At 75.8% G+C, this 16,665-nt stretch carries 12 protein-coding genes; 7 read left to right on the top strand and 5 right to left on the bottom strand.

All coding sequences use genetic code 11. The annotated features are described in order from the left end of the window. The first annotated feature begins 73 nt into the window (after window positions 1–73). From ACZ7JZ_RS24200 to ACZ7JZ_RS24185, 4 genes are all read left to right on the top strand, one after another. Window positions 74–1,315 (top strand): NAD(P)/FAD-dependent oxidoreductase, encoded by a 1,242-nt coding sequence (locus tag ACZ7JZ_RS24200; RefSeq protein ID WP_470942760.1) that lies wholly within the window; start codon window positions 74–76, stop codon window positions 1,313–1,315. Window positions 1,316–1,495: 180 nt separating this feature from the next. Next, complete coding sequence (locus ACZ7JZ_RS24195) at window positions 1,496–5,506, top strand: tetratricopeptide repeat protein (RefSeq protein ID WP_470942758.1); 4,011 nt, start codon at window positions 1,496–1,498, stop codon at window positions 5,504–5,506. Window positions 5,507–5,668: 162 nt separating this feature from the next. Then, window positions 5,669–6,856, top strand: coding sequence for a ThiF family adenylyltransferase (locus tag ACZ7JZ_RS24190; protein ID WP_470942756.1), 1,188 nt, complete (start codon window positions 5,669–5,671; stop codon window positions 6,854–6,856). Next, window positions 6,853–7,491, top strand: coding sequence for a GNAT family N-acetyltransferase (locus tag ACZ7JZ_RS24185; RefSeq protein ID WP_470942754.1), 639 nt, complete (start codon window positions 6,853–6,855; stop codon window positions 7,489–7,491). Before ACZ7JZ_RS24190 ends, ACZ7JZ_RS24185 begins: the two co-directional genes overlap by 4 nt. 30 nt (window positions 7,492–7,521) lie before the next feature. Here ACZ7JZ_RS24185 and ACZ7JZ_RS24180 read toward each other — a convergent pair whose 3' ends face one another. Further along, window positions 7,522–10,605: a helix-turn-helix transcriptional regulator gene (locus tag ACZ7JZ_RS24180; RefSeq protein ID WP_470942753.1), complete on the bottom strand. Its 3,084-nt coding sequence runs from the start codon at window positions 10,603–10,605 to the stop codon at window positions 7,522–7,524. 192 nt (window positions 10,606–10,797) lie between these two features. Here ACZ7JZ_RS24180 and ACZ7JZ_RS24175 point away from each other — a divergent pair, with 192 nt between their 5' ends. Then, window positions 10,798–12,624 (top strand): putative Ig domain-containing protein, encoded by a 1,827-nt coding sequence (locus tag ACZ7JZ_RS24175; RefSeq protein WP_470942751.1) that lies wholly within the window; start codon window positions 10,798–10,800, stop codon window positions 12,622–12,624. 64 nt (window positions 12,625–12,688) lie between these two features. Here ACZ7JZ_RS24175 and ACZ7JZ_RS24170 read toward each other — a convergent pair whose 3' ends face one another. Beyond that, complete coding sequence (locus ACZ7JZ_RS24170; protein WP_470942749.1) at window positions 12,689–13,378, bottom strand: hypothetical protein; 690 nt, start codon at window positions 13,376–13,378, stop codon at window positions 12,689–12,691. A 196-nt stretch (window positions 13,379–13,574) separates the two neighbouring features. On the opposite strand from ACZ7JZ_RS24170, the gene ACZ7JZ_RS24165 reads away from it, so the two are divergent. Together ACZ7JZ_RS24165 and ACZ7JZ_RS24160 are read left to right on the top strand one after the other, a co-directional pair. Beyond that, window positions 13,575–14,342, top strand: a complete 768-nt coding sequence (locus ACZ7JZ_RS24165) for an NPP1 family protein (protein ID WP_470942748.1) — start codon at window positions 13,575–13,577, stop codon at window positions 14,340–14,342. Window positions 14,343–14,676: 334 nt separating this feature from the next. Then, on the top strand, window positions 14,677–15,519 hold the full coding sequence (locus tag ACZ7JZ_RS24160) for a hypothetical protein (RefSeq protein WP_470942746.1): 843 nt from the start codon (window positions 14,677–14,679) through the stop codon (window positions 15,517–15,519). Here the strand turns inward: ACZ7JZ_RS24160 and ACZ7JZ_RS24155 are convergent. From ACZ7JZ_RS24155 to ACZ7JZ_RS24145, 3 genes are all read right to left on the bottom strand, one after another. Further along, window positions 15,477–15,683: a hypothetical protein gene (locus tag ACZ7JZ_RS24155; protein ID WP_470942745.1), complete on the bottom strand. Its 207-nt coding sequence runs from the start codon at window positions 15,681–15,683 to the stop codon at window positions 15,477–15,479. The genes ACZ7JZ_RS24160 and ACZ7JZ_RS24155 overlap by 43 nt on opposite strands. 68 nt (window positions 15,684–15,751) lie before the next feature. Beyond that, window positions 15,752–16,066 carry an SCO4225 family membrane protein gene (locus tag ACZ7JZ_RS24150; protein ID WP_470942744.1) on the bottom strand — a complete coding sequence of 105 codons (315 nt, stop codon included), beginning with the start codon at window positions 16,064–16,066 and terminating at the stop codon, window positions 15,752–15,754. Further along, complete coding sequence (locus ACZ7JZ_RS24145; protein WP_470942742.1) at window positions 16,063–16,272, bottom strand: hypothetical protein; 210 nt, start codon at window positions 16,270–16,272, stop codon at window positions 16,063–16,065. The genes ACZ7JZ_RS24150 and ACZ7JZ_RS24145 overlap by 4 nt, the downstream gene beginning before the upstream one ends. Between the last annotated feature and the right edge of the window lie 393 nt (window positions 16,273–16,665).

Raw genomic sequence — 16,665 nt, 5'->3', positions numbered from 1 at the left:
CCCACACCCCGTACGACGTAGCGTGCTCGTGTCGGAGTGGTGGTCGGGCGGCTGGTGAGGGCAGGTGGGCCGTATGGCACGGGGCGGCGCGGTGGACGTGGTCGTGGTCGGGGCAGGAGCCGCAGGGCTCGCGTGTGCGGGCGATCTGGTCGCCCGCGGGATGCGGGTCCGGCTGCTGGAGGCCGGGGACGCGGTCGGCGGGCGGATGCGGACCGACCGGGTGGGCGGATTCGTCGTGGACCGCGGGTTCCAGGTGCTCAACACCTCGTACCCGCAGGTCAAGCGGCGGGTGTCGCTGAGGCCGCTGCTGGCCCGGCCGTTCACGCCGGGGATGCTCGTCCACACCGGGGACGGGCGGCTGCGGCGGTTCACCGACCCTTCGCGTCGGCTGCGCGAGAGCCGGGACCTGCTGCCGGGGCGGCTGCTCGCGGGGCGGGACCTGGCCGCGCTGTCCGTCCTGACGGCCGGTGACGTGCTGCTGCCGCCGCGCCGGCTGCGGGCCCGGCCCGAGCGGACCACCCTCACCGCGCTCGCGGAGGCCGGGCTGTCGGCGGAGGCGGTCGAGTCGGTGCTGCGGCCGTTCCTGTCGGGGGTGTTCCTGGAGGACGGGCTGGAGACCTCGTCGCGCTTCTTCCACCTGGTGTGGCGCAGCATGATCCGGGGTTCGCTGTGCCTGCCCGCGGAGGGCATCGGGGCCGTACCGGCGCAGCTGGCCGACCACCTGCCGGACGGGGTGGTGGAGCTGGAGACCCCGGTGGCGGGCCTCGCGCCGGAGGGCGTCACCTTGCCCGACGGGTCGGTGCGCGAGGCGCGGGCGGTGGTCGTGGCGACCGGGCAGGCCGCGGCGGCGCGGCTGCTGCCGGGGCTCGCCGTACCCGCCGGACGGACCGTCACGACCCTCTACCACGCGGCCGCCCGGTCCCCGCTGCGCGAGCCGACGCTCGTCGTGGACGGGCAGCGGCGGTTCCTGAACACCTGCGTGATCAGCGAGGTGCAGCCCGGTTACGCGCCCGACGGGCGGGCGCTGGTGTCGACCTCGGTGCTCGGGGCGCCCGGCCCGGCGGAGGAGGCGGTGGTCCGCATGGCCCTCGCGGAGGCGTACGGCGCCGACACCGACGGCTGGGAGCTCGTGCACCGGATCACCGTCCGCGACGCCCTGCCCGCCATGGCCCCGCCGCTGCTCCTGTCCCGGACCACCCGCCTCGGCAGCGGCCGCTACGTCTGCGGGGACCACCGCGCCACGGGCTCCCTGCAAGGGGCGCTGGCCTCGGGCGCGCGGGCGGCCCGCGAGGTGATGGCCGACCTGCGCCGCTGAGGGGTGATGCGGGGCCGGGGACGCGCGCCCCGACCCCGCACGGCTCCCTGTTCCCGCGGCTCCTGCCGAACTCCGGTTTCCCCTGCGGGGGTCGTCCCCGGGTCCTACGGTGTGGGGCACGGCTGTGACCACGGGTCGGGTCCGTGAAGGGGCGGGTGCGGCGGGGACTGGGGGGCCGGGGTGGAGCAGGAGCGTCTGGCGTCGGTGGGCGGGGCGGGCGGAGCGGGGTCGGGATACGCGGTGGGCGGCCGGCTGGTGCTGACGTCCGCGCACGTCACGGGACCGGTGGGATCGACCGTAGAGGTGTACCACCCGGGCGGTGAGGGGGCCGCGGACGGGACGGTGGTGTGGGCGGGCACGCCGGAAGGGCGGGACGATGCGGCGCTCGTACGGGTCGACGACTCGCCGTACTGGCAGCCGCCCGGCGGCCCGGTGCGGTGGGGGCGGCTGGTCACCCACCGGCCGGGCGCGGAGTGCGAGACCTGGGGGGTGCCGGACGAGGCCCTGCGGCCCGGACTGGTCGAGGAGGCCGAGCAGTTGGCCGGGCGGATCAACCCCGGTACCGGGTTCGTCAACAACCAGTACGTGATGGACCTGCTCCAGCAGCCCCCGCAGTGGCCGTCCGGCACCGGGTCCCCGTGGGCCGGCCTCTCCGGTGCCGCGGTGCTCTGCGACGGCATCCTGACCGGCGTGGTCGCCGCCGACCGCGCCCGGGCGGCGCACGCCCGCCTGAACGTCGTACCCGCCTACGTCCTGGCCGACGCCCCCTCCTTCCGCACCGCCCTCGCCGAGCACGGCGCCCCGGCGGCGCCCGGCCTCGCGGCCGTGGAGTTCCGCGACCTGTCCGACCCGGCACACGACCCGGCGCGGCGGCGCAGGCCGGCGACCCCGGCCGGACTGCTGGAGGCGGGGCGGCAGATCGTCTCCTTCCACGGCCGCGAGCCGCTCCTCGCCCAACTGGCGGCCTGGACCCGGCTCGACGGCTTCGGCGCCTGGCTGGTCCACGGGCCGGGCGGCCAGGGCAAGACCCGCCTCGCCCACCACCTCGCGGACCGGCTCACCGCCGCCGGCTGGACGGTGCTGTGGCCGGGCGCCGACGCCACCGCGGACCGGTTGCGCGAGCTCCGGCACGCCGCCCGGCCGCTGCTGGTCGTCCTCGACTACGCCGAAACCCGGCCGGCGCAGCTCAGGGCCCTGGTCGACGCGGCGGCGGAACACCCGAAGAACAGCCGGTTCAAGATGCTCCTGCTCGCCCGCACCAGCGGCGACTGGTGGCACCAGGCCCAGGACGCGAGCAGCCAGGCCGAGGACTACCTCGGCAACTCGCGCACCCACCACCTCGCCCCGCTGGAGGACGACCCCGAGCAGCGGGCCGCCCACTTCCACGACGCGGCGAGGGAGCTGGCCGCCGCGCTCCCCCTGGTCGACGGCCTCACCGCGGACGACTGGACCACTGCCGCGACCGCGCTGCGCCCGCCGCCGAACCTGGGCGAGAGCGCGTACGGCAACGCCCTCACGCTCCACATGACGGCGCTGGCGGGGCTGCTGGACTCCGCCGGGGCGGGATCCGGCGGCGCGGATGCGGGCGGTCCGGTCCCGGCCGCGGCCGCGCAGGGCGCCGACGGGGTCGAGGACCGGCTGCTGAAGCACGAGAGCCGGTACTGGCGCGACACCGCGACCGCCCACGGGCTGACCGGCCCCGTCCTGAGCCTGGCCGCGCTGAGGACCGCGCTCGCCGCGGCCCACCTCACCGACGCCGCCGACCCCGAGGCGGCCGACCGGCTCTGGCTGCGCGTCCCCGCCCTCGCCGACCAGCCGCGCGACCGCCGCGACCAGGTCACCGCCTGGCTAGCCGCCCTGTACCCGCCGTCGGGCACCCTGCCGGGCGGGCGCCCCTGGGGCGCGCTGCAACCCGACCGCCTCGCCGAACGGCACATCGGCAACACCCTCGTGCGCAACCCGCAGCTCGCCGACCGGCTCGTCGAGGACGCGGACGAGGCACGGGCCGCACAGCTCCTCACCGTCTACAGCCGCGCCGCGGCCCACCGCGTCTTCCACGGCGCCCTCGACGCCCAGCTCACCGACCTGTGCCTCCGCCACCGCGCCCGGCTGACCCGCCTCGTCGTCATCACCGCCACCCGCACCAACCACCCGCGGCCCCTCATCGCCGCCCTCGACACCATCGCCACGGACCCGGCGGCGGACTACGACGACCTCACCGACCTCCACGACGACTGGCCGTACAGCAGCCACCGCCTGGCCCCGACCGCGGTACGGCTCGCCCTCGCCATCACCGACCGCTGCCGCGCCTTCGTCGAGGCCGGGCAGGACGGGTACCTCCCCGATCTGGCCATGGCCCTGCACAACCTCTCCGCCCGGCTCAGCGAGCTCGGCAGGCGGGAGGCGGCCCTGGCCAGGGCCCAGGAGGCCGTCGGGCACTACCGGGCCCTCGCGGAAGCCGACCCGGACGCCTACCTCCCGGACCTCGCCATGGCCCTCAGCAACGCCTCGCTGCGGCTCGGCGAAGCCGGCCAGTGGGAGGCCGGCCTGGCCGCGGCGCAGGAGGCCGTCGACATCCAGCGCACCCTGGCGGAGACCGATACGGAGGAGCACCTCCCCTACCTCGCCATGATCCTCAACAACCTCTCCCTCAGGCTCGGCGAAGCCGGTCGGCGGGCGGAGGGGCTGGCCACGGTCCAGGAGGCCGTCGGGCACTACCGGGCCCTCGCGGAAGCCGACCCCGACGCACACCTCCCCCACCTGACCATGGCGCTCAACAACCTTGCGATCAAGCTCGGTGAGCTCGGTCGGCGGGAGGAAGCCCTGGCCACGGCCCAGGAGGCGGCCCGGTACTTCCGGGCCCTCGCGGAAGCCAACCCGGACGCGCACCTGCCCCACCTCGCCATGGCCCTGACCAACCTCTCCCTGCAGCTCGGCCAGGCCGGCCGCTGGAGAGCCGGTCTGGCCACGGCCCGGGAAGCCGTCGGGCACTACCGGACCCTCGCGGAAGCCAACCCCGACGCACACCTCCCCAACCTCACCCTGTCCCTGACCAACCTCTCCCTGCGACTCAGCGAAGCCGGCCGGTGGGTGGCCGCCCTGGCCACCGCGCAGGAAGCCGTCGAGCCGCTCCGGGCCCTCTCGGAGGCCAACCCGGACGCCTACCTCCTCCGCCTCGGCGTGGCGCTCGACAACCTCTCCCTGCGGCTCGGCGAAGCCGGCCGGTGGGAAGCCAGCCTGGCCACCGCACAGGAAGTCGTCACCATCTTCCGGCGTCTCGCGGAAGCCAACCCGGACGCACACCTCCCCCACCTCGCGATGACGCTCAACAACCTGTCCGTCCCGCTCGGCGAGCTCGGCCGGCGCGAGGAGGGCCTCGCCGCCGTGCAGGAGGCGATCGGCCTCCAACGCATCCTGGCCGAGGCCAACCCCGAGGCGTACGCCCCCCAACTCGCCGGTGTCCTGAACAACATCGCCCTCGACCTCGCCGTCATCGGCCGGCGGGAGGAGGCAGTGGCCGCGGCCGAGGAGGCCGTGGACCTCTACCGGGCCCTCGCGGAGGGCAACTCCGAAGCGCACCTCCCCCACCTCGCCATGGCGCTCAACACCCTCGCCGTCCTGCTGCGCGAGGCCGGCCGCCCGGAGCAGGGGCTGGCCGTGTGCCGGGAGGCCGTGGGCCTCCGGCGCGGCCTCGCGGAGGTCAACCCCGACGCGAACCTCCCCCACCTCGCGAGCGCCCTCAACAACCTCGCCCTCTCGCTCAATGAGACGGACCAGCAGGAGGAGGGCCTGGTGGCGATCCGGGAAGCCGTCGGCTACTACCGCACCCTCGCCGCGGACAACCCCGGTGCGCACCTCCCCGATCTGGCCAAGAGCCTCAACAACCTCTCGCTCCGGCTCGACGGCACGGACCAGCAGGCAGAAGCCCTGGCAGCAATCGAGGAAGCCGTCGTACACCAGCGCGCCCTGGCCGACGGCCACCCCGCCGCGCACCTTCCGCAACTGGCCCTGGCCCTGAACAACCTCGCGCGCCACCTCAGCAGGGCCGAGCGGCGGGAGGAGGCCCTGGCAGCGGCCAGGGAGGCCGTCGACCACTACCGGGGCCTGGCCGAAGCGGAGCCGGACGTCTTCGGAAGCACCCTGGAGGAGGCCCTGGAGACGGTGACCCAGCTCGAAGAGCCCGACCCGTAGCCCGCACCCCTGTCCAGCCGGACAGGGGGCGCGAAGCAACCGCACCCGCGCGCCGCCGCGCGCTCGCGCACCACGGCGCGCGGCATTAGAAGATCAATTCGAGCGTGCGCGGGGAGGTGATCGCCCCGGATCCAAGATCGCCCGGTTGCTAGCTTCGGCGGCGTGATCCAGCACTCCACTCCCTCCTCCCTCGGCTTCCCCGGGCGGCCCGACTCCGGTGCGCCCCCGGAGCCCCCAAGGGACGAATCGTTTCGTCCACTGCTCCTGGACCCCGCCCTGCCCGAGGACGCGGAGACCCTGAAGCACCTGCTCGACTCCTCCGCCGTCCGGGAGGTCCACGACCGCATCGACGCCCAGCTCCAGGAGCTGGTGTCCTGCCTCGCGCCCGGCGAATCGTTCAGCCCGGCCGCCCTGGAGCAGGCCGCGGCCGACGCGCGCGGCGGTGTGGCCCCCGATGCGTACGGCACCTGGGCCTGGTACCCCTGGAGCGGCCGGCTGGTGCGGGTGCTGCCCGAGGAGGCCTTCCGGCAGGTGCGCACCGACCGCAACCGCGACAAGATCACCCCGGCCGAGCAGCAGCACCTGCTGGGCCGCCGGATCGGGGTCATCGGCCTGTCGGTGGGCAGCAGCGCCGCCCTGGCCTGCGCGATGGAGGGGGTCGGCGGCTCCTTCCGGCTGGCGGACTTCGACCGACTGGGCCTGTCGAACCTCAACCGGCTGCGGGCCGGCGTCCACGAACTGGGCCTGAACAAGGCCGTGCTGTGCGCCCGCCGGATGTACGAGCTGGACCCGTACCTCGACATCGAGGTCTACCGGGAGGGCGTGACCGCGGACTCGGTGGCCGACTTCTTCAGCGGCAGCGGCACCAGCGCCGGGTCGGGGGACGGGTCCGGGCTGGACCTGCTCGTGGAGGAGTGCGACACCCCCTGGGTCAAGGTGGCCGCCCGCGAGCACGCCCGCCGCCTCGGCGTACCCGTCCTGATGGAGGCCAACGACCGCGGCCTGCTGGACGTGGAGCGCTTCGACACCGAGCCGGACCGCCCGCTCTTCCACGGCCGCACCGGCGACCTCACCGCGGACGACGTGCAGGACCTCACCGGCCCGGACCTGGTCCGCTTCCTCCTGCGGGTGGTCGACGAGTCGAAGCTGAGCCCGCAGATGGCCGACGCCCTCCCCCGCATCGGCCGCACCCTGTCCAGCTGGCCCCAGCTCGCCAGCGGGGTCATGCTCGGGGCCGCGCTGGTCACCGACACCGCCCGCCGGATCCTCCTGGGCCGCCCCCTGCCCTCCGGCCGCTACTACGTCGACCTCGAAACCCTCATCCCCGCCTCCGACGGAGCCGCCCCGTGAACCCCGCCCGCGTCCCCGAACTGCACGGCGAACGGCTGTGGTTGCGCGAACTGCGGGCCGGCGACCACACCGCGTACGAGCGGATCGCCACCCACCCCGTCCTGACCCGCTACCTCGGCACGGACCGCATGGACGCCGAACAGGCCCACACCGCCTTCGTCCGCGCCCTGGCCCAGCCCCTCTCCACCCCCCGCCGCGCCTACACCATGGCGGTCTGCGCCCCCGGCGACCCCACCATGCTCGGCACGATGGGCCTGCTGGTCGAGGACTACGGCGCCAACGCCATGCTGACCTCCCTCGTCCTGCTGCCCGGCGCCGCCGTCTCCGGCCACGGGCACGAGGCCGGGCGGCTGCTGATGGCGTACGGGTTCGGCGCCCTCGGCCTGCACCGGATCTGGGCCGGGCACCGCGCGGACCACCGCCACATGCCCCCGGTGATGCGGGCCGCCGGGCTGCGGCCGGAGGCCACCTTGCGCCAGCTCTTCCGCACCCGGGGCTGCTGGCACGACGTGACGACGTACAGCGCCCTCGCACCCGAGTGGAAGAGCGGGGCGAGCCCGGCCGAACTGGCCCTGCTGGACGGGTCGTACGGCTCGTACGGGACGGCGTACGAGTCCTCCCTGCAACCGGCCTGAGCGGCGCGGCGGCAGCGTCCGCCCCGCAGGTCAGCCCGTCAGGTGGTCCGTCAGGTGGGCCGCCAGCTGGGTGCGGGAGCGGATGCCGAGCTTGCGGTAGATCCGGCTCAGCATCCCCTCGACGGTCTTGACGGACACGAACAGCCGGTCGGCGGCCTCCTGGTTGCCCGCGCCGCGCGCCACCAGCGCCGCCAGCCGCAGTTCGCGTTCCGTCAGCACCTCCCCCGGGCCCCGCGGCGGCCCGCCGGAACCGGCCGGGTGCGGGGCCCGTACCAGCCGCGACAGGAGCTCGTCCGCCAGGCCCAGCCAGGGCCGGGCCCCGGCCCGCTCGAAGCGGTCGCGGGCCAGCAGCCAGGCGGCGCGGGCGGCGGCCTGGCGGCGCCGGGCCCGCTCGAAGCGCCCGTGCGCCAGGTGGGTCCGGCCCTCCTCCAGCGGCAGCCCGGCCCGGCGGAAGACCCCGGCCGCCTCGGCCAGCAGCTCGGCCGCCGCGTCCGGGTCCCCCGCGTACGCCCGGCAGTGCGCCAGCGCCCTCAGCCGGGCGGCATGGGTGCCCGGATGCCGGACCGCGTCCGCGCCGGGTCCCCCCGCGCCGGGTCCTCCCGCGTCAGGTCCTCCCGGGTCACGGGCCCCCGCGCGCTCCCGCAGCAGGGCCTCCGCCTCCGCCGGCCGCCCCGCGGCGGCGAGGGCCTCCACGGCGTCGGGGGCCCAGCGCAGCATGGTCGGATCGGCCACCCGCTGCGCCGCGTCGAGGCGGGCCACCTCGGCGAGCAGCTGCGCGGCCTCGGCGGGACGGCCGGTGTGCAGGTCCACGGAGGCCAGCAGCCACAGGCTGCGCGCGGTGTACGGCGCGTCCCCCTCCTCGCGGGAGGCCCGCACGCCCTGGGCGGCGTACTCCCGCGCCCGTTCCAGGGAGCCGCCCGCGCTCTGCGCCAGGGCGGCCGTGTACCAGGCGGGCCCCGGGGACAGCCCCGCCTCCCGGGTCAGGTCCAGCGCCCGCGCGGCCCACCGCAGGGCCTCGGCGCAGGAACCGGCACGGGCGTCGGTCTCGGCCAGGCTGCGCAGTACGTCGACGATGTCCTCGGCGTCGCCGTCCTGTTCGGCGAGGGCGAGCAGCGGGAGCAGCCGCCCGCGGGCCTCGGGCAGGCGGTCGTCGAAGACGGCGTGCCGGGCCGCGAGGTACGCGGCGCTGTTGCGGACCCCGCCCGCCTCCGGGGGCACGTCGAGCGCGAGCGCGCGCCCGAGGGTGCGGGCGGCGGTGCCGGGGTCGCCGAGGATCCGCTCCATGCGGGCGCGCATGGTGAGGGCCGCCGCGTGGAGGGGGGCGTCCCGCGCGCTCTGCGCGAGGGCCGCGGCCTCGGTGGCCCGGGCGAGGGCCTCGGCGGGGTCCCCGTCCGCGATGTTCGCGCGGATGGCGGCCCGCAGTTCCACGGCGGCGAGGAGGCGGGGGCGGAGGGGGGCGGCGGGGGCGGCCGTCCCGGTGCCGGGGGCGGGGGCAGTGGTCCCGGCGGGGGCCTCACCCGTACCGGGGGCCGGGCCCGCACCGGCGGCGAGGCGGCGGGCGCGGGCCAGCAGGAGACCGGCGGCCCCCAGGTTCTGCCCGTACGCGTCGAACAGCGCGAGAAGGGCGACGGTCTGCTGTTCCGCCCCGGCCCGGGCGGCGGCGAGAGCGTCGGCGGCCTCCTGCGCGAGGTCGGCCCGCCCGGCCGCGGCAGCGGCACGGGCGGCGGCGGCCAGCCGGTCGAGGCGGGGGTGCGTACCGGGGTCCTTTGCACGGGTGGGGGTGAGGGCGGCGGCCAGCATGAGGAGTTCGGCCGCGGTGTCGCGGTCCCCCGCGCCCCGGGCGGTACGGGCGGCCCGTTCGGCCTCGTCCGCGAGCCCGCGGTCGGTGCCGGTGTGGGCGAGCGCGCGGTGCCGGACCCGCTGCACGGGATCGTCCACGGCCCCGGCGAGGCGGCGGTGGGCCCGTACCCGCCCCGCCCGCGGCCCGTCGAGCGCGGCCGCGCGCGCCAGGGCTCCGGACGTGAACGCGGCGCGGGCCGGGTCGGCGCGGTGCACCACGCCCTGGGCGGCGGCCGTCGCGAGGTGGTCCTCTGCCTCGGACAGGCCTGCGCGGCGCAGGAGTTCGGGGCTCGGGTGGCGGGCGAGGGCCGCCGTGCGCAGGGTGTGCCGTACGGGCGCGGGCAGGGCGGCGAGCCAGGCGCGGGCGAGTTCGGCGGGGCCCGGGGGCCAGACCGGGGTGTGCGGATCGGGCGCCGGACCGGCGGCGAGCTCCTCGCAGCACTGGCGGGTGAGCAGCCGGTGGCCGCCGCAGTACCGGTGGACGGCCGCGGCCCAGCGGACCGGCAGCCCCTCGGCGTCGAGCATCCGGGCGGTCTCGGTGACGGTGAGGGCGGGCACGGCGAGATGGCGCGGGTGCCCGCCGAGCAGGGCCGAGGTGGCGGGCGAGGGTCCCCGGGCGGTCCGCTCGGCGGCCACCGCCGCCAGCCGGTCGGGCGGGAGGGTGCGCAGGGCGTGGCCGAGGGCGTCCCGGGTGTGGCCGTCCAGCCACTGGGCCCCGTCGACGAGGAGCAGGGTGGGGCGGTCCGCGAGGAGTCGGGTGAGGGCGAGACGGAATGCGAGGGGGGTGGGGCGGGAGGTGGGGGTGGCAGGGGAGGTGGGCGTGGTCGGGGCCGGTGGCCGCGGCAGAGGAGGTGTCGGCGTCCGGCCCGGCTCCGGAACCGCGCCCAGCAGTACGTCGAGCCCGCCGACGGGGTCGTCGGGCCCGCACTGGCCGAGCAGTTGGGCCAGGCCCGCCCCCGGGACCGACCGGTCCTCGGGCCGGGTCCGGAGGGTGAGCACGCGCGGCCCGTGGGGTTCCGGGCGTGCCGCACGCGCGGCCAGGGCATCGAGGACCGTGGTGCGGCCCGACCCCCAGGGCCCGGTCACCACCACCCGGCCGGTGGCCGCCAGCACCTCCGCGGCCGAAGCGAGCAGCTCCCGCCAGCCTTCGTCAACCGGGACCGGAGCCCGCGCCGGGAGGGGCAGGGGCGGCAGCGGGTGCCCGGCGGGACGGGCAGCCGGGAGGCCGAGCGCCTCGGCGGACGGCAGCGGGTACGGGAGCGGGGGCGGGGTCACGGGCCGCACCGTAGGCGCGGGCGGACGGCGGGGGCAACGGGGTGGTGCGACCCGCACCCGTACCCGGGCCAAGTCAGGGGTTTCCTCTGGTGATCCGGGGGCGGAGCGGGTCCACGCTGTGGGGCACCCCGGCCGCCGCCCGCCGTACGTGGCGGAGCCGGGTGATCCCCACTCCGAGAGGAAGACTCCGCCATGCGCAACCGCGCCCGCACCAACCCCCCTGCCGGTAACGATGCCGGGAATGCCCGCCGCACCCGCGCCCTTGCGGGCCTCCCCGTCTGGTCGGGCTGCCTGGCGGCCGTACTGACCGTGGCGGGCCTCGCCTCCCCCGCCTCCGCCTCCGCCTCCGCAGCCCCGACGCCCGCGCCCTCCCCTTCCCCCTCCGCTTCCCCTTCCGCCGGACTGCTGCGCGCCCTCCAGCGGGACCTCGGCCTGACCGCCGGTCAGGCGCTGGGCCGGCTCGGGCAGGAGTCGCGGGCCCAGCAGGCCGCCGTGCGGGTGCGGGGCGCGCTCGGCGAGCGGACGGCCGGGGTCTGGTTCGACGGTGCGGACGGACGGCTGCACGCGGCCGTGACCGGCGCCGCCGACGCCGAGGCGGTACGGGCCGCCGGGGCCGTACCGCACCGGGTGGAGCGTACGGGCGCCGAACTGCGGGCGGCGGTACGGGTGATCGCGGCGCGGGTCGGCTCCGGGATACCCGGGGTGGTCGGCTGGGGGCCGGACGTCCGGGCGAACCGGGTGGAGGTGCGGGTGGACCGGTCCGCGGCGGACGCGTCCACCGATGCTTTCGTACGGGAGCTGGACCGCTTCGGCGCGCTGGTGGCGGTGGCGGACGCGGCGGGGGCGGCGTACCAGCAGGCGGACGTGGTCGGCGGGGAGAAGTGGGTGCCGGGCAGCGAGAGCCCGTGCTCGATCGGCTTCGCGGTGACCCGCAAGGACACCGGGGCCAAGGCCTTCCTGACCGCCGGGCACTGCACCAACGACGTCAACCAGGCCGCGTACGGCAGGGACGGCACCCGCGTCGGCACGTCGAACCGCGGCGGCACGGGCTCGGTGAACGCCCGCGAAGGGGACATGGGCATCGTGGACGTGGACCAGCAGGGCTGGAACCTCGCGGCGAAGGTGTCGGGGCACGGGCAGGCCGATATCGCGGTGACCGGCTCGGCGGACGCGGTGGTCGGCACGGCCGTGTGCCGCTCGGGGCAGACCACCGGGCTGCGCTGCGGCGAGGTCACCAAGGTCGACCAGAGCGTGGACTACGGGAACGTGGTCATCGACGGGCTGTCGTACAGCAGCGCCTGCTCGGCGGGCGGGGACTCGGGCGGCGCGTACGTGACGGCGACCGGAGGCAAGGCGGTGGGCCTGCACTCGGGCGGGGGCAGTGCGACCTGCTCCTCCGGGAGCGGCGAGAAGTTCACCATCTTCCAGCCGGTGAACGAGGCGCTCACCCGCTTCGGCGCGACCCTGCTCACCTCCGCTCCCCCGCAGCCCGGCAAGGTGACCGTGGCGCCGGTCGCCGCGCAGAGCGGGGCGGTGGGCGCGGCCGTGGTCCTGAAGAACAGCGCGGAGGGTGGTACGGCGCCCTACACGTGGACGGCCTCGGGCCTGCCCGCCGGCCTGTCCGTCGACCGGGCGACGGGTACGGTCTCCGGGACCCCGACGGCCGCCGGAACCTCCACGGTCACGCTGACGGCCACGGACGCCGCGGGGGCGGCCGGTTCGGTGTCCTTCGGCTGGACGGTCACCCAGAACACGGGCGGGGCGCCGGTGCTGGAGAACCCGGGCGGCCAGACGGTGTACGTCGGCCGGCCCGTGACCCTGCCCCTGCGCGCGACCGGCGGCACGGCCCCGTACCGCTGGACGGCCGCCAACCTGCCCGCCGGGCTGAGCATCGACGCGGCCACCGGCACCGTGACCGGGACCCCGTCCGCCTGGGGCTTCCGGACGGCGACCGTGACGGTGACGGACGGGGCGGGGCGCAGCGCGAGCACGTCGTTCACGTTCTACGTGTACTTCTAGCGCCGGGGGTGACCCGGGCTTCCGGGCCCGGGTCAGCTGGCCGGCTGGTCAACTGGTCAGCTGGTCACCAGTGGGTGAGGTCCGCCAGGACCGTGCAGTGCGGGTCCCCCGCCCCGGATCCCGAGGACGGCGCGGGGGGCCAGTCGTCCTCGACGAGGGAGGGCAGCGCGGCCAGCAGGGCGGTCAGTGCGCCGCCGGGCCGGACGTCGGCGCCGATCACGCCCGGCCTGCGGTCGGTGTCCATGTACAGGCGCAGCAGCCCGCCCTCGCGGAAGAGGAAGCCCCGCAGCCGGGCGTCGGTCTGCTGCTCCGCCGCCGGTCCGGGGTGTGCGAGGCAGCGGAGGAGGGTGGCCGCCCAGTCGTCGGTGGTGAAGGGGGCTCCGGTCAGTTCGTCCGGATCGAGGTGGTACAGGTCCATGCCGAGGACGGACGTGATCCGGGAGGTGGAGTAGATGTGGGTGCCGGTGAGCGCGGCCCGTACGAGCGCGACCACGTCGTGCGCGGTGCGCAGGCCGTCCCCGCCCGTACGGACGGGCACCTCGTACCCGGTCAGCAGGGCGGGCTCGCAGGCGCCGCGTGCGCCGATGACGATGCGGACGGCGGGGGTGCCGGCGGGGGCGGGGAGCACGCCCCGGACGTGGTGGGCGTCCAGCAGGGGCGCGTACACGTGCTCCAGCAGGAGGGCGGCCACGTCCACCTGGAGGTCCGCGACCTCGTCACCGGGCTGGGCGGTATCGGGCATCTGGATGTTCAACTCCCGTTGGTTTTAAGAGCAGTCGGGGACATCGCACGCGTATCGGACGGGCGGGCCTCCCGGCTCTTGCCGCCTCGCCTCCGCTGACCAATGATGCTGCGGGCGCCCCGGCCGCACCGGCAGGACACAGCAGGAGACGGCAGGACACAGCAGGACACGCAGCGGCCGTCCATGACCAGCCCTCAGGAGACCCCCCTTGCGTACGAGTCAGCACCTCGCGCGGTCCGCGGCCGTCGTCGCCGCCGCCTTCGCCCTCGTAGTCGCCCTGCCCGGCGCGGCGTTCGCGGCCCCGCCGCCCGCGCTGCCCGGCAACGCCTCCGCGCTGGAGTCCACGTACCAGCCGGCCTTCGACTACGACACGGACGGCTGCTACCCCACCCCGGCCATCGGCTCGAACGGGGTGCTGAACGGCGGCCTCAAGCCGACCGGCGCCCTCAACGGCAACTGCCGGGACGCGAGCGACCTGGAGAACACCAACGGCTACGCGCGCGCGAAGTGCAACAACGGCTGGTGCGCGGTCATCTACGGGCTGTACTTCGAGAAGGACCAGGCGCTCGACGGGGTGAGCTGGGGCGGGCACCGGCACGACTGGGAGCACGTGGTGGTGTGGGTGCAGAGCGGCGAGGCGAAGTACGTGGCGACCTCGGAGCACGGGAACTTCGCGATCCACGCGCGCGACCGGATCCGCTGGGACGGGACCCACCCGAAGATCGTCTACCACAAGGACGGCATCAGCACCCACTGCTTCCGCCCGGCGAACGGCAACGACGAGCCGCCGGAGAACCACCGCCGCACCTGGCAGTTCCCGACCCTCGTCGGCTGGGACGGCTACCCGGCGGGCATCCGGGACAAGCTCACCCAGGCCGATTTCGGCAGCGCGCACTTCGGCCTGAAGGACGGCTCCTTCGCGTCCCACCTGGCCAAGGCGAAGCCGGCGGGGATCCCCTTCGACCCGTACGCGTAGGGGACGCCGGGTCCGCTTCCCGGGCGGCGGGGAACCGTCCCGGGCGGCGGGGCGGGGGGCGCGGGTCCATGATGGGCGGGAGGGCCCCCGTACCCCTGCCCCCTCGCCAGAGCGGACCGGTCGCATGGACGAATCACGAAGAGCGTGGCTCGCGGTCACCGCCGTCATGTCGGTGATCATGCTGTGCTGGGCGGCGGTCATCCTCATGAACATCCTCTGACGGCCGCCCCGGCCCGTCTTTCGAATGAATTGCGATACTTTCCCCATGGAAGGGAAAATCCGAGCCACTCAGCCGCCGACGGAGCCCGCAGAGGCCGTGGGACCCTCGGCGGCCGTGCAACCCGCGGACGACGCCCGCCGCTGGCTGGCCGACCGCGGCATCAGGCAGGCCCCGCACCGGACCCCCGAGGGGGCGGACGGCCGCGGCGCCGGCTGGGTGAGCGACGAGCACCCGGACGTACTGCTCACGCCCAACGACGTGGCGCACGAGTGGACCGCCGCAGCCCTGGCCTCCGAGGGCCTGGAGCCGGCCGAACGGGCCCGCCTGGCCTTCGGCCTGCTGGACCTCCTCGGCGAGTACTGGGTCACGTCCGAGATCTACCGGGCGACGCTGCGCGGCGGCACCCCGGAGAACCGTCTCCCCGCAGATCTGGTCTGGTCCGGCTACCGGGACCGCCTGGAGGCGGCGGTGGCCGCGGACGACACGTCCGGAGCCGCCCGCACCGTGGAGGCGGTCACGTACTCCCTGTGGGTGGACTGGTTCGAGGACCCCGCCACCGCCGCGACGGCCTTCGCCGAGGTACTGGGGAACGACCTCGACCGGCTCCTCCCCGAGGCCGACCCCTCGGAGGCCCTGCTCCGCCGCACCCGCCGGGTGCTGCGGCACTCGGGCCCGGTGCCCTGGCCGGTCAAGGAGCCGGCGTACCGCACCGCCGCCCGCCTCCCCGCCCTGCACCCCGACCTCTTCCACGCGCTCCTCACGAGCCACCACGACGCGTATGGCGACCTGGAACCGTCCGCGGCGCTCCGCCTCCTCGACTCCCTGTCCCTCCCCCCGGACACCGAGCACCTCGCGGACCTGCGAAGCACCCTGGCCGCCGCGGTCCGCGCGCCGGACAAGCGGCAGAAGCCGGCTCAGAGGTTGAAGAGGTTGCGCCAGAAGTTCTCGCGGACGTAGCGGAGCCAGTGGCGGTTGTTGCAGTAGAGCTTGCGGTACACGGGCAGCGCCTGCGGCACCGGCCGCCCACACCACATGCACGGCTTCGGCGGCCGGGCGCCCGGGTCGAGCCCCGGTATGCGCCTCCGGGCCGTGCCGCTGCCGGGATTCACGGGCGTACTCATCGATCTCTCCTCACCAAAGAAAACAAGCGAACGTACGCCGACAACGGCCCCCCTCCCCTCCCTACCCCCTACCGACCGAGGAGCAGACGCCGCCCGCCGCGGACCAGCAGCCCGAGCAGGAAGGCGTTGACGACGTACGAGACGATCAGGATCGCGTACACGACGGCGCCGGTCTGGGCCCAGGCGCCGAGGGAGTTGACGAACGAGAGCAGCAGCGCCCCGGTCGGCAGGGCGAGTGCGAGCGCCAGCAGCCCGGCCACGTCACCGCCGATCACGAGGGCGAGCAGCGCGATCAGGAGGTAGCACCCCGAGAGCAGGTTCCCGAACGCGGCCCGCCCGAACCCGCGCAGCACCCGCCCCGCGCACCCCACCACGCCGTTCACACTCCGACCCCCGCACCCTGCCCGTACGCCTCAACTCCCCCGGAGCAGCACAGGACGACCGCCGCGCTCTGCACGACCGGGGCCGCCTCCGGCGCAAAGACCCGCACCCCGACCTCCACCGCCAGAACCGCAAGGCCCAGGCAGAGGCACAAGCCGGGATCGCCGAAGTCGAGACGGTCGATCGCGCCCAGCGGCCGGTCGGACATGGCGCTCCTTGCTTGAGGACGGTGGTCGCTTCACCAACGGACCGCCGCACGGAACACCCCCCAACGCCGTCCCGCCCGGACCCCGTTGCTCCCCCATACTCCCCGCCCCCGCGGCCGCCCGCCTGAGTACGCCTACTCAATCCCCAGCACGACCACCTCCCCCCCCCACCCCCACTACGAATTCCCGCGTGCGCGGGGAGCAGCGGGGCCGAGGAGTCGGCAGACCGCAGGCACGGGGTCCGTCCCCGCGTGCGCGGGGAGCAGCCGGTGACCTGGGGGTTTACTCGGCTTGCGTCTGGTTTTTGACCACTTTCGAGGAAACGGACATTTTGCCTATCGGGTGCATCGATCTGCGTGTGAACTCGTTGCGGGTGCCCGTGGCATTCTCCCAGG

The organism is Streptomyces sp. NPDC038213 (assembly GCF_055600495.1).
The sequence above is the reverse complement of the archived record's forward strand: the minus strand, read 5'-3'. Positions and strand labels throughout refer to the sequence as shown.

Excerpts from the sequence above, each read along its gene's own strand:
- ACZ7JZ_RS24200 (WP_470942760.1), top strand. The coding sequence starts at position 74 with ATGGCACGGGGCGGCGCGGTGGACGTGGTCGTGGTCGGGGCAGGAGCC.
- ACZ7JZ_RS24145 (WP_470942742.1), bottom strand. The coding sequence starts at position 16,272 with ATGTCCGACCGGCCGCTGGGCGCGATCGACCGTCTCGACTTCGGCGAT.
- ACZ7JZ_RS24155 (WP_470942745.1), bottom strand. The coding sequence starts at position 15,683 with ATGAGTACGCCCGTGAATCCCGGCAGCGGCACGGCCCGGAGGCGCATA.
- ACZ7JZ_RS24175 (WP_470942751.1), top strand. The coding sequence starts at position 10,798 with ATGCGCAACCGCGCCCGCACCAACCCCCCTGCCGGTAACGATGCCGGG.